Raw genomic sequence first — 22,436 nt, 5'->3', positions numbered from 1 at the left:
ATCGTCTTTAATGATGAGGATGATTATTTAACGTTCCTTAACTGTTTAAGACGAGCGGGCGAAATATTTGACTTCGCTTTGCATGCTTTTACCCTGCTACCCCATCAACTTATGTTGTTATTAACGCCGCAGACAAAAGAGGATCTGAGTCGGCTGGTTCAGCATATCGGCAGAAGCTATGTTCCCTGTTTTAATCAGAAGTATCATCGTAGCGGAAGCCTGTGGGAGGGAAGATATAACAGCTCGCTGATTGAACCCGAAGCCTATCTGCTTATTGCGCAAAAATTTGTTGATACCCGCCTTCGGGAACGGGAATATGTCGAGGGGGAACGACTGCCGTGGAGCAGCTACCGGCATAATATCGGTGAGCAGCAACTGCAAATGATTACCCCGCATGAACAGTATTTTCGGCTTGGCAATACACCTGAAGAACGTGCCAGACAGTATGCACGTTTTATCCAGTCCCCTCTTAGCCCTTCGATAGAAAAACGTCTGCAGGATTGCCTGAATCAGAATCGTTTGCTGGGTACACCGCAGTATTGCCAGCGCCTGGAAAGGCAGTTGCATCGGCCGGTACAGCCGAGGCAGGCCGGGCGACCGCGTAAATATTTTCACAACCAGGTCACCGACTGGGTGTGGCTGGAGAATCAGGCGGCCTGCCTGCTGTCCCGTTACTGCTATCAGGAAGTTCGGCTGCCGCTCCTTGAGAGCGAAGGCAATGAGGCAGTTTTTACTGCGCAAAATATGACGTCTCTCCTGACGGGTAACCGCAGCGCCCTGCTGCGCGGAGAGGGAACGATGGGGTGCCTGCAAATGCTCACTCAGCATCCGCATCTGCAGTCCACGAGCAAACTGTGGTACCAGGGAGCGATGTTTCGAAGTGCAGAAAATAAAGGGGAACATATCGAACAGTATCAGCAACTTGGCGTGGAAGCTTTCGGCTACGCGGCGGTGGATATCGAAGTGGAGCAGCTGGTCCTGCAGTATGATTTCTTTAGATCGCTGGGCCTGCAGGAAAATGTGGAGTTGAAAATTAACAGCACGGGAACTCCGCAGGAGTTCGCCGCTTTCCGCGCAGCGCTATGTGCTTTCTACCAGCCGTTCACCGGCCTGTTCGAATCGCAATGGCTGGACTGTCTGGCAATCCAACCGGAAAAACTGCTGTGTTCAGGCCATCCTTTGCTGGCTAAGCTACGTTCTCTCGCGCCGGAAATCAGCGACTATCTTGGGACAGACTCGCGACAGCGCTTTGATTTCTTACTGGCATCCCTGACGAAGGCCCACGTGCCGTTTGTGGTGGATCGGTGGCTTTATCCCCCTCATGCTTACTGCCACACCTATTTCGAATGGCACTGCGAGGCGCTGATGGAACACCGTTTGCTTTGCCGCGGTGGGCGTTATGATGACTGCGCCAGTACCGTGATCGAAGCCCCGATTCAGGCCTGCGGCTTTGCCCTGATGCTGGACCCGATTATGCGTTTAGTGCGTTTGACCGATAAACACCTGTTGAAGCAGCAGGTGACGGATGTGGTCATTATCCCCGATTCGCCAGCGGCCAGTACCGAAGCGCTGAACCTGGGCCGTTCGCTCAGAAAAACCTTTCCGCAGATGAGCATCGCCAATGACTTTTCCCATATGCGGGTCAATGCCTGCGTGCGTAATGCCAGACGGCAGGGCGGGCGATTTATTATCGTGGTTCCTCATGGCGGAACCGCTACCGACGTTGCTATTTACGATCGTGACAGTGGGAAAGAACAGCGAGTCAACCTCGCTAAGGCGATAAGCATACTCGGCCATAGTCTCAATTCTTTACCGGTGAGCCGTGGTGTAAAAAATGAACCATATGGATAATTTTTTAGTTGGATGTTAACTTTTTGTTTATCACAGAATGAACCTGGTGGTACAATTTTGGCGTTAGTTGCGGGAGCTTATGTCCGTCAGCCCAGGTTTGGCGGGTGTGTGAGCTTCAGCGGTTAACACCGGACGGGCTGGTCCCGCGTAATAATGTTAATAAAAATAAGACATCTATACTTATTGTAGCTCATCGTTATGAGCGGGATGGCAACCGCCACACACGGCGGCATCTGCCAGCAATAATGGCGTCTTATTCTCTCCAGGAGTGTTTTTGTATGTCTCATACAAATGCCGGGTCATCAAAATGGCTGGGCTTGTGGTGTTTCCTGCTAGGGTTAATTCTGCTGGCAGCAGGCCTGTATTTCGTCATTGGTGGTGTCAAACTGATTTCACTGGGTGGTAGCTGGTACTTTGCGATTGCCGGTATTGTTACCGCCATTTCAGCAATCCAGTTCTTCCGTCGTAAATCATCCGCAGTGCTGATTTTTGCTCTGGTGTTTATTGGTACCGTTATCTGGGCCATTCAGGATGCCGGTATTGATTTCTGGCCGCTGGTTTCCCGCGTGGTGTTCTTCGCCGGTATGCTGTTGCTGGCGCTGATTACCTGGCCGGCGCTGCGCAAGCGTGAAGGCAAACCTTCAGCAGCGAAGCTTTCCTATGGTCTGAGCGCGGTGACCGTGGTTGGCCTGCTGGTAACGGCGTTTGAAATGTTCCAGCCGCATCCGCCGGTTGCATCGAGCGGGCAGGAACTGCCGCTGGTGCCGGTGGATAAATCAACCGAACAGAAAAACTGGGATAACTACGGCAACACGACCGGAGGCAGCCGCTTTGTGGCGCTGGACCAGATCACGCGTGATAACGTGAAGGATCTGAAACCCGTCTGGACCTTCCATACCGGTGATATCCCGGAAAGCCCAACCGGCAACGGTGCTGAAGATCAGCAAACCCCGCTGCAGATCGGTGACCGTCTGTACCTCTGTACGCCGCATAACAACGTGATTGCCGTGGATGCGGATACCGGTAAACAGATCTGGAAAACCGAAATCAACGCGCAGTCCCAGGTATGGAACCGCTGCCGTGGCCTGGCTTACTTTGATGCCACTAAACCGCTGCAGCAGCCAAGCGTGCCGGATTCAACGCCGGTAACCTCGGTTGCTCTGGCTGCCGGTGATACCTGTCAGCGCCGTCTGTTGATGAACACCATCGACGCGCGCCTGGTGGCGATCAACGCCGATAACGGTGAAATGTGTCAGAACTTCGGTGATAAAGGTTTTGTTGACCTGAAAGCCGGTCTGGGGGATGCGGGCGATCCTAAGTATCAGCTGACCTCCGCACCAACGCTGGCGGGCACGACCGTCGTGGTGGGTGGACGCGTAGCTGATAACGTGCAGACCGATATGCCTGGTGGCGTACTGCGCGGTTTTGATGTGATCACCGGTGAAATGCGCTGGGCGTTTGACCCGGGCAATCCGGATCCAACGGCGAAGCTGGAAGCGGGTAAAACCTTCGTTCGCAGCACGCCGAACTCCTGGGCTCCGATGTCCTACGATCCGGCGATGAACACCGTGTTCCTGCCGATGGGTAGCTCGTCCGTTGACCTGTGGGGCGCAAACCGTAACGCGCTGGACCATAAATATGGTGCCTCTATTCTGGCACTGGATGCGACGACCGGTAAAGAAAAATGGGTGTATCAGACCGTTCATAACGATCTGTGGGACTTCGATATCCCAATGCAGCCAAGCCTGATCGACTTCCCGCAAAAAGACGGTAGCAGCAAACCTGCGGTGGTCTTTGGTACCAAAGCGGGCCAGATCTTCGTGCTGGATCGTCTGACCGGTAAACCGCTGACCGAAGTGAAAGAAGTGCCGGTTAAGCCTGGCAACATTCCTAACGAGCAGTACACGCCAACCCAGCCGAAGTCCGTTGGTATGCCGCAGATCGGTGCGGATACGATGACCGAATCTGATATGTGGGGCGCTACGCCGTTCGATCAGCTGGCCTGCCGTATCGGCTTTAAATCTATGCGTTACGATGGTCTGTTCACCGTTCCGGGTACCGACCTGTCCCTCAGCTTCCCGGGCTCACTGGGCGGTATGAACTGGGGCAGCCTGTCGACCGATCCGAACAACCATTACATCTTCGCTAACGATATGCGTCTTGGACTGTGGGTGCAGATGATCCCTGCACAAACCACCTCTGGTCCTGCCAGCAACGGTGGTGAATCGGTGAATACCGGCATGGGCGCCGTTCCGCTGAAAGGCACCCCGTTTGCCGTGAACAAAAACCGCTTCATGTCGCCGCTGGGCATTCCTTGCCAGAAACCACCGTTCGGTACGCTGTCAGCTATCGACCTGAAAACACAGAAAATTGTGTGGCAGGTGCCGGTGGGTACGGTGCAGGATACCGGTCCGTTTGGTATTAAGATGAAGGCGCAGATGCCGGTGGGCATGCCAACGCTGGGCGGTACGCTGGCAACTCAGGGCGGCCTGGTGTTTATCGCAGGTACTCAGGATTACTACCTGCGTGCTTTCGATACCTCAACCGGTAAAGAAGTGTGGAAAGCCCGTCTGCCGGTTGGCAGCCAGGGTGGCCCAATGAGCTACAAGTCGCCGAAAACAGGTAAGCAGTACATCCTGATTTCGGCGGGCGGTGCGCGTCAGTCTCCGGATCGCGGTGACTACGTGATTGCCTACGCGCTGGATAAATAAGTCGATCGACTTATTGGACTAATAAAAAACCGCTGTCTCTTTGAGATGGCGGTTTTTTTATGCCTGTCGGACCGCTGCAGACGCGCGTCCTGCGCGGCTGTGACTTCCGGCCGCGTCGATGCGGCCGAATCCTGGCTTCCTCTCTCCGTTCAGCGCTGCGGATTGCCCGCTCGGGGGCACATCCAGCCTGCATTCTGGCATTCGTGGTTCAGTTCAGGCCTCAGCAGGCGGCAATTTATCGCCGGTTTTTTAATGCTGCAGATGCCTGCGGCGAATTTTATCCTGATACATGCTGCTGTCCGCATCGTTGACCGCGAGGTCCGGCGTGCAGAGCAGTGGATTGGCCGCGATCACACCCAGACTCGCCCCCCCGTACTCAATCAGATTGCCGCGCAGTTCATACCTTCCCATCAGCTTATCTGCCAGCTGTGCCTTGAACGTCTGCACGTGATCGTCGCTGACGGTATCGAGCTGCGGGCCCAGGCTGGCGATAATAAATTCATCCCCGCCCAGGCGGCCGATAATATCTTCCGGGCCTGCGAACTGACGCAGCCGCTGGGCAATCGACTGCAGGAAGCGGTCGCCGCTTTCATGGCCGTAGCTGTCATTAATCGCTTTGAAGCCGTCAAGATCGACAAAGGCAACCAGTACCGAACGCTCCTCTATTGCCGCAGCGACAAACAGCTTCGGCAGGTAGTTGAACACCGAGCGGCGGTTAGGCAACCCGGTCAGTTCATCGGTCATGCTGACGGCGGTCAGCGCATCATTGGCCTCGCGCAGTTCCTGCAGCAGTTGTTCTTTACGGATGTACTGGCCGATTAGTTCGGCAAACAAATTGATGATCTGTTCCGCACGCCCCGACAGCGGGTGGCTCTGAGCGCTGGCGGCGCAGAGCGTGCCGTACAGCATGCCGTCGCCCAGCATCACCGGGGTACTGAGGTAGGTAGTGATGCCGAGCGCTTTAGCCGCGTCAGAATCGGGCCAGACGGCAGGTACATCGTTGGTGAAGCTGCGGCCATCTTCCATCGCGCGCTTGCACAGCGTGTCCTGCCACGGCACCGATAGCCCCTCGGGGATCTGCATTTTATGCGTATTGCGGGCATAGAGGATATGCTGAAGCCCTTCGGCATCATCAATATGCGTCAGGTAGGTTGATTCCATATCGGTAACCAGTTCAAGCATTTCCAGCAGCTGGCGTACAAATCCTTCCAGCGTTTTTTCCGATCCCAGCGCCGTTGAAATACGTTCAATCAAGTTTTCGGACATAGATCTTTTTCCTGGTAGTGAGGTCAAGCTTCGCCCCTGAAAGCAGAGGCTAAATTTACAAATAACTAACGGGCAGCCTTCTCGCTAAATATATGAATAAGCGGAAGCGACTCACGTTATTAAATTCACTAAATTCAGTAAGTTTTGTTATAAGACAGCAGGTAATGACAGACGTAATTATAACGACCCGTAAGCGCCAGCCGCCTTGTTAGCGGGGCAATCTGCACCTGATAAGCATCAGTGTCGCGATTCGACAGTTGCAGTACCGGAGCTAATCGACGTTATTGGGTAAAAAAATGCGTAAATGCATTCAGGAATGCATAATTGAAGATGAAAAAATTATGCAATTTATACACGCAATGATCAATACGTACAGGTATCAACGCGGATATATTGTGTTAAATAATGGCGTTATCAGATTTGTGCCATTCAATATTGGTCCAACCAGTTAACCGGCCATCCTTACTGGCTGCCGGGCATCGCCGCGCCGGAAGCGATAAACCACACCAAAAACGCCACGGCGGCAATAAAGATAACGGTAGGAGCTATCGCTCTTTTATTCACGGCTGCATACCTTAAGGGGTTGAAAAGAGGTGCGCCGTTCGATGAAGCGGCGCGTTGATGGCGATAATAGCACAGGCGCTGGCGATCGCAGAAATGCAGCCCGGTCGTTTACTTTTTCTGCTGTCCTCCCGGTTCCGGCTGGGCATCAATACCCGGGATTTTTTTGCGTGCGGATGCGGCCAGCAGCTGGCGTTCGCGCTCGTCCAGCTGTTGATAAAAGAAGCGGGCGGTCGCTTCCGCCACCTGCTGGCGTTCCTGATCGATAGTCACCAGATGGTAGCTCTCCTCCAGCTGAATAAACGCCGTTTTGCCGCCGTAGTGGCGTTCAACGTAGCGGGAATTGGCAATATCCGTGACGTCGTCCTCACGCGCGTGAATCAGCAGGGCCGGAACCCGGGTGGTGGGCATCACCCTTTTTGCCTCCCCTGCCAGCCGCAGCACTTCGCGCAGCATCACGCCCGGCGTGTTGGTGTGGCCCGCCGCCGAGCTGTCGCCGCTTTGCAGCCTCATGACGATACGCTCGCGCAGCTGCTCGTTTTTAATGCCGTACGGCGGCGCTTCCTTAAAGTGATAGTGATTGCGAAACAGCGGGATTTTTAGCAGCAGCGGCAGCATAAACGAGAACTTTGATACCGCCCAACCGTTACATTTCAGCGTAATGGCATAGAGCGCCAGTCCGCGCATATCCGGGAAGTGGTGGGCGAGGATAATCCCCATCGAGGCCCCCGCCGACAGACCTCCGGCGAATACTACATAGCCCTCGCCGGTCAGCCTTCGGTATTCCGTCGCAATTGCCTGCAGCCAGTCCAGCCGATTGGTTTGCAACAGCGCGTTCATATCCGCGCAGTGGCCCGGCAGCACGGGAATGGAAACGGTAAATCCGTAGCGGTGTAGACGCATTCCAATGGAGTCCATCTCCTTTGGTGTACCGGTCAGCCCGTGAATTAACAGCACGGCGATGCGGCTTCCCCGGTGAAAAATAGCAGTGGTCATGGTGCAGTCATACTCCGTTAATTATCCGTCTGATAGAACACTTTTAGCTGTCCTCTGGCCAGTAAGCGTTGCCCGCAGGAGACGTTGAATTCCAGCATGCTGAGACCCGCAAGCTCCGTGGTGATGGCCACGCCAATCAGCAGCGTTTCACCCATTTTTGCATCATCAACGACCCGGTAATGATCGACCGAAGCCAGCAGCGCGGTTGCGGATGCGCGGCCTGCACAGGTATCGACTCCCTTTAACCCACAGGCGGCCTGCGCGGCCAGTTCGATATAACCGCAGCGGTCCAGCAGGCCGTCTTCGCCGAGTAACAGATGATGGGCATGCAGCGTGACGGACGCCTGCACCTGCTGGCCCTCCGCGCTGAGAATACTGTCGATGCAGCACATCCCTTCGCGATGGGGGATCAGGCTCCGCGCGGGTAGGGGGAATGTCATCCTGACGTTTTGCACTATCGGACCGCCTGAGCGATGGTGGTTTTGATGATGAACTCCTGCAGCTCACCGAGCGTTTTGATGCTCACCAGCTCGGTATTTTTACCTAAGTGAATAGCAAAGGCTTTTTCAAAGGCGACGACCATATCGACCGCATCCAGGCTGTCCAGGCCTAAATCCTCATAGAGCTTTGCCTCAGGCAGCAGATCGTTCTGCTCCAGTTCAAACTCCCCGGCCAGGACCTGATTAACTTTTTCCTTCAGTGCGTTCTTATCCATCCTATTTTCCTTAATATCAGCGTTAAAATAATGCCCCAGACGCCTTAACGACAGGCTCTGACTGCGCTCAGCAGATTCTGGTGACCCAGTAAATAACCGCAGGCGAGAAAGGCGGAGATCGTGGCACCGATGACCCCCGGCCCGGTAACCGCCTGGCCTGCGATATACAGTCCGGCAACGCGAGTGACCGGCAGCGGATTGAACTGCGTTACATCGTGTGCCGCGCCGTACATCCCGCACTCCGGCGAATAGAGATACTTTTGCAACGTCACCGGGGTGGCGCCGTCAACCAGCCTCATTCCCTCGGTTTCCGGTATGGCGCGGCGTAATGCATCATAAAGCGCCGCCAGCCGCTGTTTTTTCAGCGCGCGATAGGCGGCGGGGCGTTTATCGTTACCGGTGCCATAAAACGCGCGGTATTCCGCCGCGCCGCAGGGGATCACCGCGACGCAGTCAGCCGAGTGATAGAGCCCACTATTGCGGTTGAGTATCGATGGCCCAGGCATTACGTAAAACGGCCCTTCATGCCCCCGATGGCTCGGCTGAAAAGCGTCGCTAAAGGGGCGATCGTGCCGACAGTAGAGGAGGTTCTTTTTGTTCAGCAGCAGCGGCGGTTCGGCTCCGCCAGAGAGATACAGCAGGTGCGCTGACATGCCGTCGTACAGCTGGTGCAGGCGATTCACCGCCGCCGGGCGCAGCGCTTTTTCCGGCAGCATCTGCGGCAGAAAACGCGGGTGCCCGGTGTAGATCACCGCGGAACAGGCCAGCCGTTCCCCGTTATCCAGCTCCACCTCGCTCAGCGAGCCGTCGGACCGGCAGTGGATCTGCACCGCGCTGCAGCTGCAGTGCAGCGCAACGTCCTCTTCCGCCAGCCGCTGTTCAAACGCGTTAGCCAGTGACAGTCCGCCCTTTGCAAAGGTGCGGACGCCGTCAAAGTGCGTGCCGGCGACGCGAGCGTGCTGCAGGAAGGAGACGTTATTCGGGGAAACGCCGTGATACAGGCAGGGGATCGCCAGCAGGGTCTGCAGCCAGGGATTGCGGGTGTAGCGGGCGATATAGTCCTGCAGCGGTATGTGCCAGCGCGGATCGGTTTCGTCCCTGCCGGGTATGCCCTGCAGGCTGTGAAAGACGGAAGAATCATAGGCCGCTTTCACATCGGCCATATAGTGCTGGATCCCGTCCTTTTCGGTCGGAAAATCGGCGGACAGCCCGGCCAGCATCATCTCAAAGTCGGCGGCCAGCGAAAACTCACGGCGATCGGAAAAACGCACGGTTTCAAAGTGGTGGCGATCGAATTCGACGCTGGGCAGATCGTCGATACCGAGGTAGCGAAGATAGGCGGTTAACAGGCCGTGCGGTGACAGTTCACCAACAAAATGAACGCCGCTGTCGAAGTAGAGACGGCTTTTCAGAAAGCCCCGCAGGGTCACGCCCGGCTCTTTTGCCCGTTCGACCAGTGAAACGCGGTAGCCGTGCATGGCGAGCAGCAGCGCCGAGGCCATGCCGGAAGCACCCGCCCCGATGACCACGGCTGAAGGTTGGGTTGCCATGTTAAAAACCGATGACCAGGCTGGAGTTGGTTCCACCAAAGCCTGCCGAATTACACTGCGCGGCGGTCAGCGGCTGCTGACGGGTTTCGGTGATGATATCCAGGTGCGATGTGGCGTCATCCGGGCCGTCAAAGTTGATGTTGGCGGCCATAAAACCGTTGCGTGCCATTAGACAGCTGTACACCACCTGGGCGGCACCGCTCATCCACAGTTCGTGGCCGGTCATCGATTTGGTTGAGGAGACCGGCACGCCCCGTTCACCGTAAATATCGAGAATATTCCCGGCTTCCATTGCATCGCCTAGCGGGGTCGACGTGGCATGCGCACAGAGATAGGAAATATCCTGCGGCATCAGCCGGGCATTGTTCAGCGCCATTCGCATCGCGCGACCCAGTCCCGTGCGGCTGGGCGCGACGATATTTTCCCCATCCGATGAGAAGCCGTAGCCGAGTATTTCGCCCCAGATCTGCGCCCCGCGCGCAACGGCAAGATCGTAGCGCTCCAACATCACTACGGCTGCACCGCCACTTGGGATCAGACCATCGCGGCTTTTGGCAAAGGGGCGGCTGGCGGACTGCGGGTTATCAACGCGGGTTGAAAACGCACCCAGACCGTCAAAACTGCAGGTCGCCTGCCAGTTAATCTCCTGCGCACCGCCGCAGATCATCCGGTCCTGACGCCCGAGCATAATCAGGTCCGCCGCCTGACCGATGGCGTGCCCGCTGCTGGCACAGGCCCCGCTGATTGACCAGCTGGCTCCCTGGGTGCCCAGAATCGCGTTGAGGTTGATGGTGGTGGTGGAGGTCATTGCCTGGAACACCAGACCGCTGCCCAGCAGCGAAGTTTGTCGCACTTCTTCCAGCCGCCTGGCCTGTTCAATTCCGGCCAGTACGCTGGAGTCACAGCCAAAGATCAGGCCGCTGCGATCGTTACGGATATCGTCAGGCGACAGGCCGGAATCGTTCAGCGCACAAAGGGCCGCTTCAGCCGCCCACTCAACAAAAAGCGGAGTGGTTTTACGCTGTTTACGACTTAGCGGAAAGCGACGGGAAAACGCGTTTATTGCGCCTGTCAGCGGCGAGTTAAAACCTAATTCCTGGCGGAGCGGATCGATAACGATCCCTGAATGCCCCTGATACAGCGCGTTCGTGACTTCCTCTGTCGACGTTCCAATGCTGGAAATAATCCCTAATCCTGTAATCGCCACCCGGTGTAACATATCCACTCCCTGTCCGTTTGGATGAAATAGTCATTCGGTGCGCAATGGCATCGTTTTTTTTACAATGGAATTCCTGCTTTCCTGCGAGAGGATAAAGTCTGTTTGTATAGCGTTTTACTTTATCAATATATTCCCATGGCGGTAAATATAAAAATCCCTCCTGGGCGGCTGTTTTTAAAAGCACTTTGTCATTGCGAGTTATTGTCTGTTTATCTTGCTGTTTGGTGCTGTTTTTATTTTAAATGATCGAGTCTCATTGTGTTAAATGTATTTTGTTTTGTTTCTGATGTTTTTATTCAATGAATATCACGCCTCTGGTGTAATTATTTTTTAATCTTAATCCGGGTTTAAATGATTATCGCGTAGCTTATTAGGCCGAACCCTAAATATGACGGAGAGAATTGACATGGATACGACGGCAACTACGCCGCAGAGGCCGGTTGGCAACGTTGCTCTGGTGACCGGGGCAAGCAGGGGAATTGGGGCTGCGGTTGCCCGCAGGCTGGCAGGGGATGGGTTTTCCCTGTGGCTGAACTATCGCCGTGAGCGCGCGGCGGCCGAAGCGGTGCGCGATGAGATCGTCGCCGCCGGCGGGCAGTGCAGGCTGCTGCCCTTTGACGTCACCGATGCCGCACGCTGCCGCGAAGTGCTGGAGCCGCTGATTGAGCAACAGGGGCCACCTGCGGTGCTGGTGAACAATGCCGGTTTTGCCTGCGATAAGGTGCTGGCGATGATGACGCTGGAGGAGTGGGAGCGTGTGATCCAGGTCCATCTTGGGGGCTTTTATAACGTCACTTCGACGGTCGTGCCCGCCATGCAGCGCAGGCGCAGTGGACGCATTATCAATATCGCCTCCACCGCCGGGCAAACCGGGGTGGCGGGACAGGTCAACTATTCGGCGGCGAAGGCGGGGCTGATCGGCGCCACCCGTTCGCTGGCGGTGGAACTGGCCCGCCGCAATATTCTGGTTAACGCGGTGGCTCCGGGCTTTATTACCAGCGATATGACCGCTGTGCTGCCGCTGGAAACGATCGCCAACACCATCCCGCTGCGCCGCGTGGGTAAACCGGAAGAGGTGGCATCGGTGGTCAGCTTCCTCGCCTCAGAAGGGGCCAGCTATATGACTGGCCAGGTGCTTGGCGTTAACGGTGGGTTATTTACCGGCTGATGCGGAGGGAGGGATCTGGCCCTGCTTCCAGCGCTGGCAGAATGCGGCATAAAAGTCGGGCTGCCGGGTCAGATACTCTCCCGTTGTCTGCATGAACATCTGCACGCTGAACCCGGTGGCGACGGTAGCCCCCTGCGCATTGAGAATTTTATAAGACATATTCATCCGTGCCGACTCGCACCAGTGCAGGCGGGCGATAATCCGGCAGCGCTCAGCGAATACCAGCGGACGATGGTAGTTAACAAACAGCTGTTTAATCGGTGCGGGGACACGTTCGCGGTAGAGGGTGCTGTAGCCGATTCCCAGATGTTCACCCAGCGCCACACGTGCGTCTTCAAAGTAGCTGGCGTAGTGTCCGTGCCAGACGATCTCCAGCACATCTACTTCGTCAAAACGAACAATTCGCTGCACGCTGTACTCAATGGGCGCCGGGGCCGCGCTGCCGTCCAGGCAGAGCGATGAAGCAAAATAGGGATAACGCATCATTGCCATGCCCCGGTGTGTTCCAGTTCGAAAACAATACGGGTGCAGGGGATATGATTACAGGCAATCGCCGCCTGGTATTCTCCGGTATGGCGACCGGGCTTGACGTCAACGGACACCGTGTCACCGGGCTTAATGGAATGAAGAAACTTGCAACGCCTGACGCCGATCAGTCGGGCACGTTTTCCGGCGGCGGCGGTATAGCGGGCCAGCATAATTTGCACGATGCCCGGAAGCACCGGGTTACCGGGGAAATGGCCGTGGAAGCCGGAAAAATCTGCCGTAAAAATAAAACAGCAACGCATATTATCAGGCTCGCCTTCGTGGCAAATTAACTGCGGTGGTGAAACGACGAAATGGGATAATTCTTCGGATAGTCCGGGCATATTTTTCTCCCTTTATGTACAGACAGTCCCGGTGATCATATCCGTCAGATGATTATTTACTTGTCGTGAAATGGCGTTCAGGGATAGTTATGTGTGGTTGGATGGGGAGTGGCGTGTGAATTATTTCTATAGCACAATATTGAGCGTCGCTAATACGGGGCGGCGATACGACCGCCGACCCGTTAATCAGGATCAGAAGAGATCGACCCGCACGTCCAGCCCTGCGGTACGTCCGTTATTCACCTGCGCGTAGGCCGCGCCGTTCTGCACGATGCCGTAGGTGCGGTAGCGGCGATCCATCAGATTATCGACGTAAGCGGCAATATTCACCCGCTCCGTTGCCTGCCAGCCGAGGCGGATATCGGTGGTGGCGTAGCTGCCCTGGCGCAGGGTGTTGTCACCGTCAAAATAGTGCTCTCCGACCAGATTCAGCGCCAGGCGCGGCGTCAGCGCACCCCACGGCGTATCAACAATACCGTTCAGGCTGGTTCCGGCACTGAAACGAGGAACGAACGGCACGCGGTTATCGGCATACAGTTCGCTGTCGCCGGTAAACTCGGAGCGTACCCAGTTGCCGTTAACATCCCATGACCAGCCCGGCGTGAACGTCCAGCTGGCGCTGAGTTCTGCCCCCGTGGCATCGGCGGCACCGGCGTTGCTCAGGCTCTGATAGCCCACCGGGCCGGAATAGAGCTGCAGGTTTTTAGTATGGGTGTAGAACAGGGCACCCTGAACGCGCAGTGCGTCGCCCTCATAGCGGGAACCGATCTCATAGTTAATCGACTTCTCCGCATCGTACGGCGCGGCGCTGACCATCGGCGTCGGCTGAATGCTGAATCCGGCAGGCTTGTAGCCCTGAGCCACGCGCACATAGCCGCGCAGCTCAGGTGTAAACTGCCAGCCCGCCGACAGCTGACCGAGCAGATTGTCGTCGCGGGTTTTGCCTTTGTCGCCCCAGCCGTAGCCCATGCTGCTGCCGTTGTAGTCAGTTTTGGACTTGTCGTGGGAGTAACGCAGGCCGCCGCCAAGATCGAAGCGATCGGTCAGATGCCAGGTCAGATCGCTGTAAGCGGCGAGCGTTTCGTTGGCGGTCCAGCCACGGGTACTGCTGATCGGGATCCCGCTCCAGGTATAGGCGGAGTCCACCGTTTCACGGCTGTTCTGGCGGTAAAGACCAAAGACCATATCCACCGGCGTGTTGCCGCCAAAGGTCGCCGCGCGCAGCTCCTGAGTATCCTGATTCCAGCGTTCCGGCAGACTGGCGTTATAGGCCGAATACGGGAACTCACGCTGATAATTCTGCTGCTGCCAGGCGCCGATCAGGCTGAACAGCCAGCCGTCGGTGCGATACTGGGTGCTCAGCGACTGGCTGTGGGTGCAGCGGCGCAGATAGGGATCGCCGCTACCGTCGCTGATTTCCAGCGTGCGGCTCTTTTCATTATCGTACGGCAGATAGGTGTCCTGGGTGGCGTGGGTGCACTCTTCGCTGACCGCGACGCTGGCTTCCCACGGCTGGCCGTCCGGCGCCAGACGCAGACGGACATCGCCAAGATTGGTGCGTGAGCCGCCCAGATTATCGCTACCGGTAGCCGGATTGGTCATTGAGCCGCTATCGACCTGACGCAGCAGGGTCGCGCTGCCGTAAAGCAGTCCGGGAGCCAGCGGGCCGCTGAGATTAATCTTGCTGTGGTAGCCTTCCCGGCTGGCAATGCCGCCTTCCACGTAGCCACGCACGGTGTCATCGGGTTTCCGCGTGACGATGTTAATAATCCCGCCCTGGGCACTTTTGCCGTACAGCGTCCCCTGCGGGCCGCGCAGCATTTCTACGCTCTCCACATCGCCCAGCGCCTGCATGGCATAGGTCGACAGCTGCGGTACGCCGTCAACGTAGATACTGACCGCCGGATTATAGAAGTCCTGTGCCGAGGAGATGCCGCGCAGCGAAACCGACTGGAAAATCAGGCTGCCGCTGTTGCCCATCGTCAGACCCGGCAGCACTTTTGGCAGTTCGTCGGTGCGCGTCACGTTGGCCTGTGTCAGCTCTTCCGCGCTGACTTTCACCGAGGAAACGTTCTTCGCGGAGGCAGAGTCCGGCGACTGTTTACTGGCGTTAACCAGCATGGTGTCTGATGTTGAGTCATTGGCCGCTGCGGCCAGGGCGACGGGGCTGAGCAGCAGGCTGCTAATGACCAGAGGAGTGAGGCGCAAGATAAGCATAGGAGCATCCCGGTGAGGAAAGAAAAAACCGAGCTTACGTGAGCACGGGTGGAAAACGGTTGCACAGGACGGACGAACATTGCACGATAAAGCTAAATAAAAATCATTATCACTCGGAGGGCCTTGTGTCTGATTCACAGCTGGCTAAACTGCCAACGTCGGGAATGCGGCGCTGGCAGCTGACGCCGAAAATCCGCCTAACTTCGGTGCAGGCCACGCTGGCCGACGATCTGGAGCTGCGCGGGGAGGGCGATGCCCACCTGTCGCTGGTGATTATGTGTGAGGGTGCCGGATGGTTCCGCCTCAACCGGCAGGCGATACAGCACTACTGCGCGGACAGCTTCTGGCTTTCATGCGCCAGCGGCCGCTGCCAGGGCTACGATTTTTTCCCGCGGCATCACTTTTATCACCTGCTGATCGTCGACTTCTCCCCTGAGCTATTGACGCTGGTGGAAGAGTGCGGCCTGCGGGTGCCCGGCGATGAGCCAAAGGTGTTTAGCGCGGCGCTTGCCGAACCGCTGAAGGCGGCGATGCTGGAGATTCAGCAGGGGTGGAATGAAGCCTCGCCACTGGCGGCCCTGCATCTTGAAAGCCTGGCGCTGAACGCGCTGTGGCTGGCGCTGGGACAGCTGCAAACGCAGCAGGAGGCGCGGCCGCAACCGACGGCATCCCGGTTGCCAAGCCGCGAGCGCAAGCGGCTGATTGCCGCCCGCGATGTGATCCGCCAGCAGGCCAGCGAGCCGCTGTCGATTGAAGAAATGGCGCGCACCGCCGGGCTTAGCCTGATGGCGTTTAAGCGCGGCTTCCGCGCCATGTTTGGCATCACGCCATGGAATTATGTGATTGAGTGTCGGCTGAAGCTGGCGCAAAACCTGCTGGAAGAAAGCGCGCTGCCGCTGAGCGATATCGCCCTGCGCTGCGGTTTCGCCCATGCCAGCCATCTGACGCGGTTCTTCCAGCGCCAGTATGGCCAGCCGCCGGGTCGCTATCGCAGCAGCTGTCAGCAGGTCCGCATGGCGGGCTGAACCGCCACGACACGACACGTTTAGCCGCACGGGAGTCAAGATGAACAGCAACGTCAATCAACCGCAGCCCGCGTGGCTGCGTGCCGGAATCAACGCAGCCTCACAGCTGCCGGACGATCGCCGCCGCGCCGCGCTGGCGGCCTTTCTCGCCGAAAGCGCCAGCCTGGCCCCGCTGCTGATGCTGCACAGCCTGATGCGGCTGGAGTTTTGTGCAGAGGATCGCTGGCAGATTGCTGACCGCCGCCAGCAGCTGCGGCTTGCCGCCTGCTTCGACGATCTGCTTGAGCGCTGGCATCTGCATCTGCTGGATGAAGGGCTGCTGGACAGCCACGACGATGACTTCTGGACGCTCGCGCAATGCGCGCCTGCAGAGCACCAGCTGGAACAGCGCATCGACGACGCACGCCACCGACTGCGCCAGTTGATGAACTGGCTGGATGATGCTACGCCGCTGGCGGACGCGCTGTTCAGCCGTTCGCAGCAGATGGAAGAGTGGCTGCGCGCGCCGTCGCTGGCGCAGGATCGGCGGCCGGATCTGAATCTGCATCAGCTGCTGCATCTGCCGGGCATCATCAGCGACTATTTTGCCGGGATCGCCGTCAGCGTGCTGCCCCTGCTGCTTGACGAGGCCCGCCGCGACGTTCCCAGCCTGCTGGCGCTGGGCCAGACGCCGCCGCGGCTGCAGGACTGTCTCGCCCGCGTCGCCGCTTCAGTGGTGCCGCTGGACACCGATCGTTCGCTGGCCGCCCAGCTGCCCGGCGACAGCCTGCATGATGCGGTTGTGCTGATTGATTTGCTTAATCAGCCGGATCCTCATTATCTGCTGGCCGAACTGCGGCCGTGGCTGGCTCCTGGTGCGGTGCTGATGCTGCTGCAAAATACCGCTGAACGGCCGCTGCACTGGGTGACGCCCGCGGCGGTTCAGGCCCATGCGCGCGTCGGGCAGCTGGAAGCACACTGCGAGCATCGCTGTCGGGAGATGCTGGACCGGGCAGGGTTTGCGCTGCTGCAAAGCTGGCCGCAGGTGGATTCGCCGATGGCGTTCGCCGGTCAGCGGTTGTTTGTTGCCCGTTACGATCCTTCTTCTTTTCGTTAGCTGCTGAGGTCTGAGATGTCTGAACACGTTATTGATACCCGCGCCTGGCCGCTGGTGCACTATATGATGCCCGAGCGTGTGGCCGATGAGGATGCGCCGCAGCACATTGCGGCGCTGCAGGCGGTGCTCGATCGCCAGCAGCCGTTCGTGCTGATTTTCAGCGGCGTGGAGCTGCCGAAAGATTCCGCTCACTTCTTTCGCCTGTATAAAAAATGGGGCAGCAAAACGCGCGCCGCGCAGCAGCGCTTCTGCCGGGGCGCGGTTCGGATAGAGCCGGATGAGGCAAAGCGACGCTCGCTGTGGCGCAAAGCGCTGCGCTATCTGACCACCCGCACGATCCCCTACCCCTACGAGGTTGTTGCCAGCGGGCAGCAGGCTGAACAGCAGGCGCAACGCTGGCTGCAGGATCTTAGCTAACTCCACTGCGGACACATTATGACGGTTAAAACGATTTCACCGCTGCTGACGCTGCGGCGGCTTCTTGCTGCGGAAAAATCAACGCTGCTGCTGGCGCTGACGATTTCCGCCAGCAGCGTATTGCTGGAATTACTGCCCTGGTATCTGCTGTGGCGGGCGGTGGGCGTGGTAGAGCAGGGCGGTTCGCTGCTGCATCTGGGCGGCTGGCTGGCGCTGGCGCTGGTGGGCAAATATCTGCTGGCGTCACTGGCAGGGTATTTCAGTCATCTGGCGGCGTTCCGCGTGCTGCACCACACCCGGCTGCGCATTGCCCAGGCCCTGACCCGGCTGCCGCTGATGCAGCTGGCCCCCTACAGCGCGGGCAGCCTGCGCAAGATCGTCATGAACGACGTGCAGCGGCTGGAGGACTTTGTTGCCCACCACACCGTCGATCTGATCTCTGCAGTGTTCAGCCCGCTGATTGCCGCGCTGTTTCTGTTCTGGCTGGACGGGGAAATGGCGCTGGCGGCGCTGTTGACCGTGCCGCTGGCTATTATCGCCCAGCGGCTGTGCCTGCGCGGCATGGCCGAACGCACGCGGGATTATAACCTCGCCACCGAGCGGCTGAATTCGGCGATCGTCGAGTACGTGCGCGGTATTCCGGTGATGAAGGCATTCAGCCAGGATGCGCGTTCTTTCCGCCTGCTGGACGATGCCCTGCGTGACTATCATCAGCTGGTGATGCGCTTTACCCGCCGGGCGGTTCCGGCCTGGTCGCTGTTTGTGGTGGTGCTGAACGCCAGCATCTTTATTCTGCTGCCGCTGGGATTGTGGCGCGTCAGCCAGGGAACCCTGTCGGTGTCCGCGCTGTTGCTGATCCTGATGCTCGGCAGCGGGCTGCTGAAGCCGCTGCTGCGCGTGACCTTTTTCGGCTCGCTGATCCGTGAGCTGTTCGCCGGTCTGAGCCGAATGGTGCCGTTTCTTGATGATGTCCCAGAGGGAACTTCTTTGTCCGTCGTCTCTAACGATCCAGCCGTATCTCTCATTTCGCATAGTGACAGTAACTTGATCGCCCGCAACTTGAGCTTCAGCTATGAGCAGCGCACGGTGATTGATGCGCTGGATATCACCCTTGAGCCCGGCGGGTTTTATGCGCTGGTGGGGCCATCCGGCGCCGGGAAGTCGACCCTGGCCGGGCTGCTGTCCGGGATGCTGCTGCCGACGGCCGGGACAATCACCCTGGGCGGCACGGCGCTGGCCGAGATAGATGATGCTACCCGTGCTTCGCTGCTGGCGGTGGTCAGCCAGCAGGTGTTTCTGTTCAAAGGCACGCTGGCCGACAACCTGCGGCTGGCGCAGCCGCAGGCCAGCGATGAGCAGTTGTGGCAGGCGCTGGAAATCGCCCAGGGGCGCGCATTTGTTGAGGCATTACCGCAGGCGCTGGCGACAAAAATCGGTGAGGGCGGTGCGCGACTCTCCGGCGGTGAACGGCAACGTATTGCCATCGCCCGCGCCCTGCTGGCGGAGACGGCGCTGCTGATCCTCGATGAGGCCACCGCCTTTGCCGATCTGTTGACGGAGGCGGCGTTCTACCGCGCACTGCGCCAGCAGCGTCCGGACACGACCGTGCTGACCATCGCCCACCGGCTGTTTGCCGTACAGCAGGCCGACTGCCTGCTAGTAATGGATGCCGGAAAACTGACCGGGTGCGGAACACATCAGCAGCTGTTAAACGATCACCCGCTGTATCAGCAGATGTGGCACAGCCAGTCTCAGCTGGCGCAGTGGCAAATCCGCCGAGAGGAAGATATCGATGTCAATGCTTAGCCCGCTTCAGCGCAGCGCCGAAGGCCGCCGTCAGGTGTTGATCGGAATGGTCCTGCGGCTGATGGCCCAGCTGTGCACCGTAGCGCCGCTGTTTATTGCCTGGCTGGCGATCGGCGACATCACGCCGGGTGCCGGAAGCTGGTTGCACTGGCCGCTGCTGCTGGGGGCGCTGCTGGCCTGTCTGTCGGTGCAGTTGCTCTGTTCGCACTTCGGTCAGCTTTACTGTTTTGTCGGCAGCTACGAGGTGATGCAGCGCTACCGTGAAGCGGCGGCAGAGCAGCTGCGGCGGCTGCCGCTGGGCTACTTTCAGCGCCACCGGCTGGGTGCCACCACCCAGCTGCTGACCGACCATATGATGCGGGTTGAGCAGATTTTCTCTCATCTGCTGCCGGAAGTAGTGACCGGGATAGGCACCGCGCTGATTTTTGTGCTGATCCTGCTGGCGATCAATGTACCGCTGACGCTGGCGCTGATTGCCCCGCTGCCGCTGGCGATCGGGCTGCTGTGGGGCGGATCGCGTTTTTTACTGCGCGGTACGCATCGGCAGAGCGAGCGGCTGCTGCGGGTGTCCGGGCTGCTGATCGAGTTTATCGGCGGCATTAAAACCCTGCGGCTGTTCCATCGCCATCAGGGGATGCTGGCAAAGCTTGATGACGCGTTTGGTGAGATCCGCCGCGCCAGCATGGGCCTGGAAGCCTGGGGAGCCGGGGCGGTGCAGCTGTTCCGCCTGTTTACCGAGCTGGGGCTGGTGGTGCTGTTTATCGTCGCGGGCGTGCTGCTGCAACAGCAGGCGCTGGATCCTCTGACCTGGCTGCTCTTTGTGCTGGTTGCCATCAAGGTGCTGGAACCGCTGCTGGATGCTGCCGCTTACTTCACGTTGATGAGCGTGATGCGCCAGTCGCAGCAGCGTCTGAGCGCGCTGATGGCCGAGCCGGTGCTGAATGATGAGAACAGCATGCCGCTGCCGGAAAATAACGAGATCCGCTTTACCGATGTGCATTTTTGCTACGATCGGCAGCCGACCATTCAGGGCGTCTCTTTTACGGTGCCGGAGGGCAGCGTCACCGCGCTGGTTGGCCCGTCGGGCAGCGGTAAAAGCACGCTGCTGCACCTGTTGGGCCATTTTTATCAGCCGCAGCAGGGAGAGATCGCGCTGGGCGGCGTGCCGCTGGCGCAGATCGGTACCCGGGCGCTGTATCAGCGTATTGGCTACGTTTTCCAGGATGTGCAGCTGTTCGATGGCACGGTGCTGGACAACGTCCGCCTCGGCAGGCCGGATGCCACGGAGGCCGAGGTTGTTGCCGCCTGCCGCGAAGCATGCTGCGACGAATTTATCCGCCAGCTGCCGCAGGGCTACCACACGCCGCTGGGAGAGGGAGCGCAGCGTTTGTCAGGCGGTGAACGGCAGCGCCTCTCTATTGCCCGGATGATGCTGAAGGATCCTCCGATTATTCTGCTGGATGAGGTGACCGCGCTGCTTGATCCGCTTTCGCAGGCGAATATCCAGCAGGCGCTGACCCGGCTGGCACGGGGGAGAACCGTGTTGATGATTGCTCATCGACTGCGCACCGTGGAATACGCGAGTCAGATTCTGGTGCTGGGAAATGGCCGGATCGCTGAACGCGGCACGCATCAGCAGCTGCTGGCGCAGGGCGGGATTTATCAGCGGCTATGGCAGGAGCAGTCGTGAACGGTAACCGTCAGATGATGTTTAAAAAAACGCGATTCTACGTACCAGAATGTTCTGTAAGCAGGCCGATTTCCTGCGGGCGCTGAGCCAGTGACTATACTGGTAGCTGTGAAAACCAACCGGAGGATAACGATGACCATTCATAAGAAAGGACAGGCGCACTGGGAAGGCGATATTAAGCGCGGTAAAGGCACCATCTCCACGGAGAGTGGGGCGCTGGATAATCAGCCCTATGGTTTTAATACCCGTTTCGAAGGCAAGCCCGGCACCAACCCCGAAGAGCTGATTGGTGCGGCGCACTCGGCGTGCTTTTCAATGGCGCTGTCGCTGATGCTGGGCGAGGCCGGATTCACGCCGGAGAGTATTGATACCGTGGCGGACGTTTCGCTGGACAAAGTCGATGGCGGCTTTGGCATCACCAAAGTGGCGCTGCAAAGCAAGGTGAAGCTGCCGGGTATCGCGAAGGATGAGTTCGATAAAATCATCCAGCAGGCCAAAGCGGGCTGCCCGATATCCAAGCTGCTGAGCACCGAAATTACCCTCGACTACCAGCTGGAAAGCTAAGCGGTATGCGACGTTGCTCCATAATTCGCCCACAGTGTTAAGAATACGTAAGGCCGGAGAAAAAGTTCCGCTAATCCGGCGGAATTAGGAGTCCGGGAGATAGGGAAGTGTTGACGGATGCCCGATATTGCTGGGTAACGACAGTATGCAGGTCGTGAGCAAATTGAGGGCATCAAGATGAAAAAAGCAACACTGGCACTGGTTCTTAGCGTATTAACCGCAAGCAGCTTCTTTTCCACCTTCTCGCACGCTGACGGCCCGGGAAATGGTCCGGAACGTCAGTGGCATCAGCAGGGCGGCGGGCAGCCTGACCGGGGCGATCGTCACGATCGCAGCGATCGCGGCGGCCCGGATCGTCATGATAATCGCGGACCCGATCGCGATCGCCATGAGCGTTTCCGCCCAGCCGAACGCGATCGCTTTGCCTGGAACGGCCACGACTTCCGCCGCGGCCAGCCGCTGCCTCCGCATTTCCGCGGCAACGACTACCGGGTTAACGACTGGAACCGCCGTGGTCTGTATGAGCCGCCGCGCGGTGCGTACTGGGGCTACATCGACGGCAACTATGTGCTGATTGCCGCGGCCACCGGCGTAATCACCTCGATTATTCTGGGCAGTGCGTTAGGCCACTACTAAGCTGATTCTGACCGGCGGTCGCTGCCGCCGGTTTTTTACTTCCTGGACATCACTTCTGTGACAAAAGACGTTTTGCATT

Annotated in this window: 20 protein-coding genes; 10 read left to right on the top strand and 10 right to left on the bottom strand. The window is 58.2% G+C overall.

Going from position 1 to position 22,436, the window contains the following annotated elements:
- Positions 1-111: 111 nt before the first annotated feature.
- Both EC836_RS21120 and EC836_RS21115 read left to right on the top strand, forming a co-directional pair.
- Complete coding sequence (locus tag EC836_RS21120; protein ID WP_233599383.1) at positions 112-1,851, top strand: ATP phosphoribosyltransferase regulatory subunit; 1,740 nt, start codon at positions 112-114, stop codon at positions 1,849-1,851.
- Between the two features lie 278 nt (positions 1,852-2,129).
- The gene (locus EC836_RS21115; protein WP_123336783.1) at positions 2,130-4,562 is read left to right on the top strand and encodes a glucose/quinate/shikimate family membrane-bound PQQ-dependent dehydrogenase; all 2,433 of its coding nucleotides are present in this window, start codon (positions 2,130-2,132) and stop codon (positions 4,560-4,562) included.
- Between the two features lie 249 nt (positions 4,563-4,811).
- Here EC836_RS21115 and EC836_RS21110 read toward each other — a convergent pair whose 3' ends face one another.
- The 7 genes from EC836_RS21110 to EC836_RS21085 all read right to left on the bottom strand — a co-directional run bounded on the left by EC836_RS21110 (position 4,812) and on the right by EC836_RS21085 (position 10,869).
- On the bottom strand, positions 4,812-5,828 hold the full coding sequence (locus tag EC836_RS21110; RefSeq protein ID WP_123336781.1) for a sensor domain-containing diguanylate cyclase: 1,017 nt from the start codon (positions 5,826-5,828) through the stop codon (positions 4,812-4,814).
- A gap of 462 nt (positions 5,829-6,290) precedes the next feature.
- The gene (locus EC836_RS24680) at positions 6,291-6,392 is read right to left on the bottom strand and encodes a YoaK family small membrane protein (RefSeq protein ID WP_148050398.1); all 102 of its coding nucleotides are present in this window, start codon (positions 6,390-6,392) and stop codon (positions 6,291-6,293) included.
- A gap of 108 nt (positions 6,393-6,500) precedes the next feature.
- Complete coding sequence (locus EC836_RS21105) at positions 6,501-7,385, bottom strand: carboxylesterase (RefSeq protein WP_123336779.1); 885 nt, start codon at positions 7,383-7,385, stop codon at positions 6,501-6,503.
- A 17-nt stretch (positions 7,386-7,402) separates the two neighbouring features.
- Positions 7,403-7,825, bottom strand: coding sequence for a hypothetical protein (locus EC836_RS21100; protein ID WP_148050397.1), 423 nt, complete (start codon positions 7,823-7,825; stop codon positions 7,403-7,405).
- 14 nt (positions 7,826-7,839) lie between these two features.
- Entirely contained in the window at positions 7,840-8,100 is a 261-nt protein-coding gene (locus tag EC836_RS21095; RefSeq protein ID WP_123336775.1) for an acyl carrier protein, read from the bottom strand.
- A gap of 44 nt (positions 8,101-8,144) precedes the next feature.
- Entirely contained in the window at positions 8,145-9,650 is a 1,506-nt protein-coding gene (locus tag EC836_RS21090) for an NAD(P)/FAD-dependent oxidoreductase (protein ID WP_123336773.1), read from the bottom strand.
- Between the two features lies 1 nt (position 9,651).
- On the bottom strand, positions 9,652-10,869 hold the full coding sequence (locus tag EC836_RS21085; protein ID WP_123336771.1) for a beta-ketoacyl synthase: 1,218 nt from the start codon (positions 10,867-10,869) through the stop codon (positions 9,652-9,654).
- A 406-nt stretch (positions 10,870-11,275) separates the two neighbouring features.
- Here EC836_RS21085 and fabG point away from each other — a divergent pair, with 406 nt between their 5' ends.
- Positions 11,276-12,037: a 3-oxoacyl-ACP reductase FabG gene (gene fabG, locus EC836_RS21080; RefSeq protein ID WP_123336769.1), complete on the top strand. Its 762-nt coding sequence runs from the start codon at positions 11,276-11,278 to the stop codon at positions 12,035-12,037.
- Here fabG and EC836_RS21075 read toward each other — a convergent pair.
- The 3 genes from EC836_RS21075 to EC836_RS21065 form a co-directional block, all read right to left on the bottom strand.
- Positions 12,023-12,529: an acyl-CoA thioesterase gene (locus tag EC836_RS21075; RefSeq protein ID WP_199735258.1), complete on the bottom strand. Its 507-nt coding sequence runs from the start codon at positions 12,527-12,529 to the stop codon at positions 12,023-12,025. The genes fabG and EC836_RS21075 overlap by 15 nt on opposite strands.
- Positions 12,520-12,906 carry a hypothetical protein gene (locus EC836_RS24675; RefSeq protein ID WP_148050396.1) on the bottom strand — a complete coding sequence of 129 codons (387 nt, stop codon included), beginning with the start codon at positions 12,904-12,906 and terminating at the stop codon, positions 12,520-12,522. Before EC836_RS24675 ends, EC836_RS21075 begins: the two co-directional genes overlap by 10 nt.
- 192 nt (positions 12,907-13,098) lie before the next feature.
- Positions 13,099-15,123, bottom strand: a complete 2,025-nt coding sequence (locus tag EC836_RS21065; protein WP_123336765.1) for a TonB-dependent siderophore receptor — start codon at positions 15,121-15,123, stop codon at positions 13,099-13,101.
- Between the two features lie 125 nt (positions 15,124-15,248).
- Here EC836_RS21065 and EC836_RS21060 point away from each other — a divergent pair, with 125 nt between their 5' ends.
- The 7 genes from EC836_RS21060 to EC836_RS21030 all read left to right on the top strand — a co-directional run bounded on the left by EC836_RS21060 (position 15,249) and on the right by EC836_RS21030 (position 22,357).
- Complete coding sequence (locus tag EC836_RS21060; RefSeq protein ID WP_148050395.1) at positions 15,249-16,148, top strand: AraC family transcriptional regulator; 900 nt, start codon at positions 15,249-15,251, stop codon at positions 16,146-16,148.
- Between the two features lie 40 nt (positions 16,149-16,188).
- Positions 16,189-17,244, top strand: a complete 1,056-nt coding sequence (locus EC836_RS21055) for a hypothetical protein (RefSeq protein WP_123336761.1) — start codon at positions 16,189-16,191, stop codon at positions 17,242-17,244.
- A 15-nt stretch (positions 17,245-17,259) separates the two neighbouring features.
- Positions 17,260-17,661 carry a hypothetical protein gene (locus tag EC836_RS21050; protein ID WP_123336759.1) on the top strand — a complete coding sequence of 134 codons (402 nt, stop codon included), beginning with the start codon at positions 17,260-17,262 and terminating at the stop codon, positions 17,659-17,661.
- 18 nt (positions 17,662-17,679) lie between these two features.
- Positions 17,680-19,467, top strand: coding sequence for an ABC transporter ATP-binding protein (locus EC836_RS21045; protein WP_199735257.1), 1,788 nt, complete (start codon positions 17,680-17,682; stop codon positions 19,465-19,467).
- Positions 19,454-21,157 carry an ABC transporter ATP-binding protein gene (locus tag EC836_RS21040; protein WP_123336757.1) on the top strand — a complete coding sequence of 568 codons (1,704 nt, stop codon included), beginning with the start codon at positions 19,454-19,456 and terminating at the stop codon, positions 21,155-21,157. Before EC836_RS21045 ends, EC836_RS21040 begins: the two co-directional genes overlap by 14 nt.
- A 132-nt stretch (positions 21,158-21,289) precedes the next feature.
- Positions 21,290-21,721 (top strand): OsmC family protein, encoded by a 432-nt coding sequence (locus EC836_RS21035; protein ID WP_123336755.1) that lies wholly within the window; start codon positions 21,290-21,292, stop codon positions 21,719-21,721.
- A 177-nt stretch (positions 21,722-21,898) separates the two neighbouring features.
- Positions 21,899-22,357 carry an RcnB family protein gene (locus EC836_RS21030; protein WP_123336753.1) on the top strand — a complete coding sequence of 153 codons (459 nt, stop codon included), beginning with the start codon at positions 21,899-21,901 and terminating at the stop codon, positions 22,355-22,357.
- Positions 22,358-22,436 lie beyond the last annotated feature (79 nt).

It is taken from the genome of Erwinia sp. JUb26, from assembly GCF_003751505.1.
GTDB lineage: Bacteria > Pseudomonadota > Gammaproteobacteria > Enterobacterales > Enterobacteriaceae > Erwinia.
Note: the sequence above shows the minus strand (reverse complement) of the source record. Positions and strands in the feature narration are given on the sequence as shown.

Excerpts from the sequence above, each read along its gene's own strand:
- EC836_RS21075 (WP_199735258.1), bottom strand. The coding sequence starts at position 12,529 with ATGGCAATGATGCGTTATCCCTATTTTGCTTCATCGCTCTGCCTGGAC.
- EC836_RS21105 (WP_123336779.1), bottom strand. The coding sequence starts at position 7,385 with ATGACCACTGCTATTTTTCACCGGGGAAGCCGCATCGCCGTGCTGTTA.
- EC836_RS21065 (WP_123336765.1), bottom strand. The coding sequence starts at position 15,123 with ATGCTTATCTTGCGCCTCACTCCTCTGGTCATTAGCAGCCTGCTGCTC.
- EC836_RS21040 (WP_123336757.1), top strand. The coding sequence starts at position 19,454 with ATGTCAATGCTTAGCCCGCTTCAGCGCAGCGCCGAAGGCCGCCGTCAG.
- EC836_RS21095 (WP_123336775.1), bottom strand. The coding sequence starts at position 8,100 with ATGGATAAGAACGCACTGAAGGAAAAAGTTAATCAGGTCCTGGCCGGG.
- EC836_RS21055 (WP_123336761.1), top strand. The coding sequence starts at position 16,189 with ATGAACAGCAACGTCAATCAACCGCAGCCCGCGTGGCTGCGTGCCGGA.
- EC836_RS21110 (WP_123336781.1), bottom strand. The coding sequence starts at position 5,828 with ATGTCCGAAAACTTGATTGAACGTATTTCAACGGCGCTGGGATCGGAA.
- EC836_RS21050 (WP_123336759.1), top strand. The coding sequence starts at position 17,260 with ATGTCTGAACACGTTATTGATACCCGCGCCTGGCCGCTGGTGCACTAT.
- fabG (WP_123336769.1), top strand. The coding sequence starts at position 11,276 with ATGGATACGACGGCAACTACGCCGCAGAGGCCGGTTGGCAACGTTGCT.
- EC836_RS21090 (WP_123336773.1), bottom strand. The coding sequence starts at position 9,650 with ATGGCAACCCAACCTTCAGCCGTGGTCATCGGGGCGGGTGCTTCCGGC.
- EC836_RS21035 (WP_123336755.1), top strand. The coding sequence starts at position 21,290 with ATGACCATTCATAAGAAAGGACAGGCGCACTGGGAAGGCGATATTAAG.
- EC836_RS24675 (WP_148050396.1), bottom strand. The coding sequence starts at position 12,906 with ATGCCCGGACTATCCGAAGAATTATCCCATTTCGTCGTTTCACCACCG.
- EC836_RS21120 (WP_233599383.1), top strand. The coding sequence starts at position 112 with ATGTTGTTATTAACGCCGCAGACAAAAGAGGATCTGAGTCGGCTGGTT.
- EC836_RS21100 (WP_148050397.1), bottom strand. The coding sequence starts at position 7,825 with ATGACATTCCCCCTACCCGCGCGGAGCCTGATCCCCCATCGCGAAGGG.
- EC836_RS21030 (WP_123336753.1), top strand. The coding sequence starts at position 21,899 with ATGAAAAAAGCAACACTGGCACTGGTTCTTAGCGTATTAACCGCAAGC.
- EC836_RS21045 (WP_199735257.1), top strand. The coding sequence starts at position 17,680 with ATGACGGTTAAAACGATTTCACCGCTGCTGACGCTGCGGCGGCTTCTT.
- EC836_RS21085 (WP_123336771.1), bottom strand. The coding sequence starts at position 10,869 with ATGTTACACCGGGTGGCGATTACAGGATTAGGGATTATTTCCAGCATT.
- EC836_RS21115 (WP_123336783.1), top strand. The coding sequence starts at position 2,130 with ATGTCTCATACAAATGCCGGGTCATCAAAATGGCTGGGCTTGTGGTGT.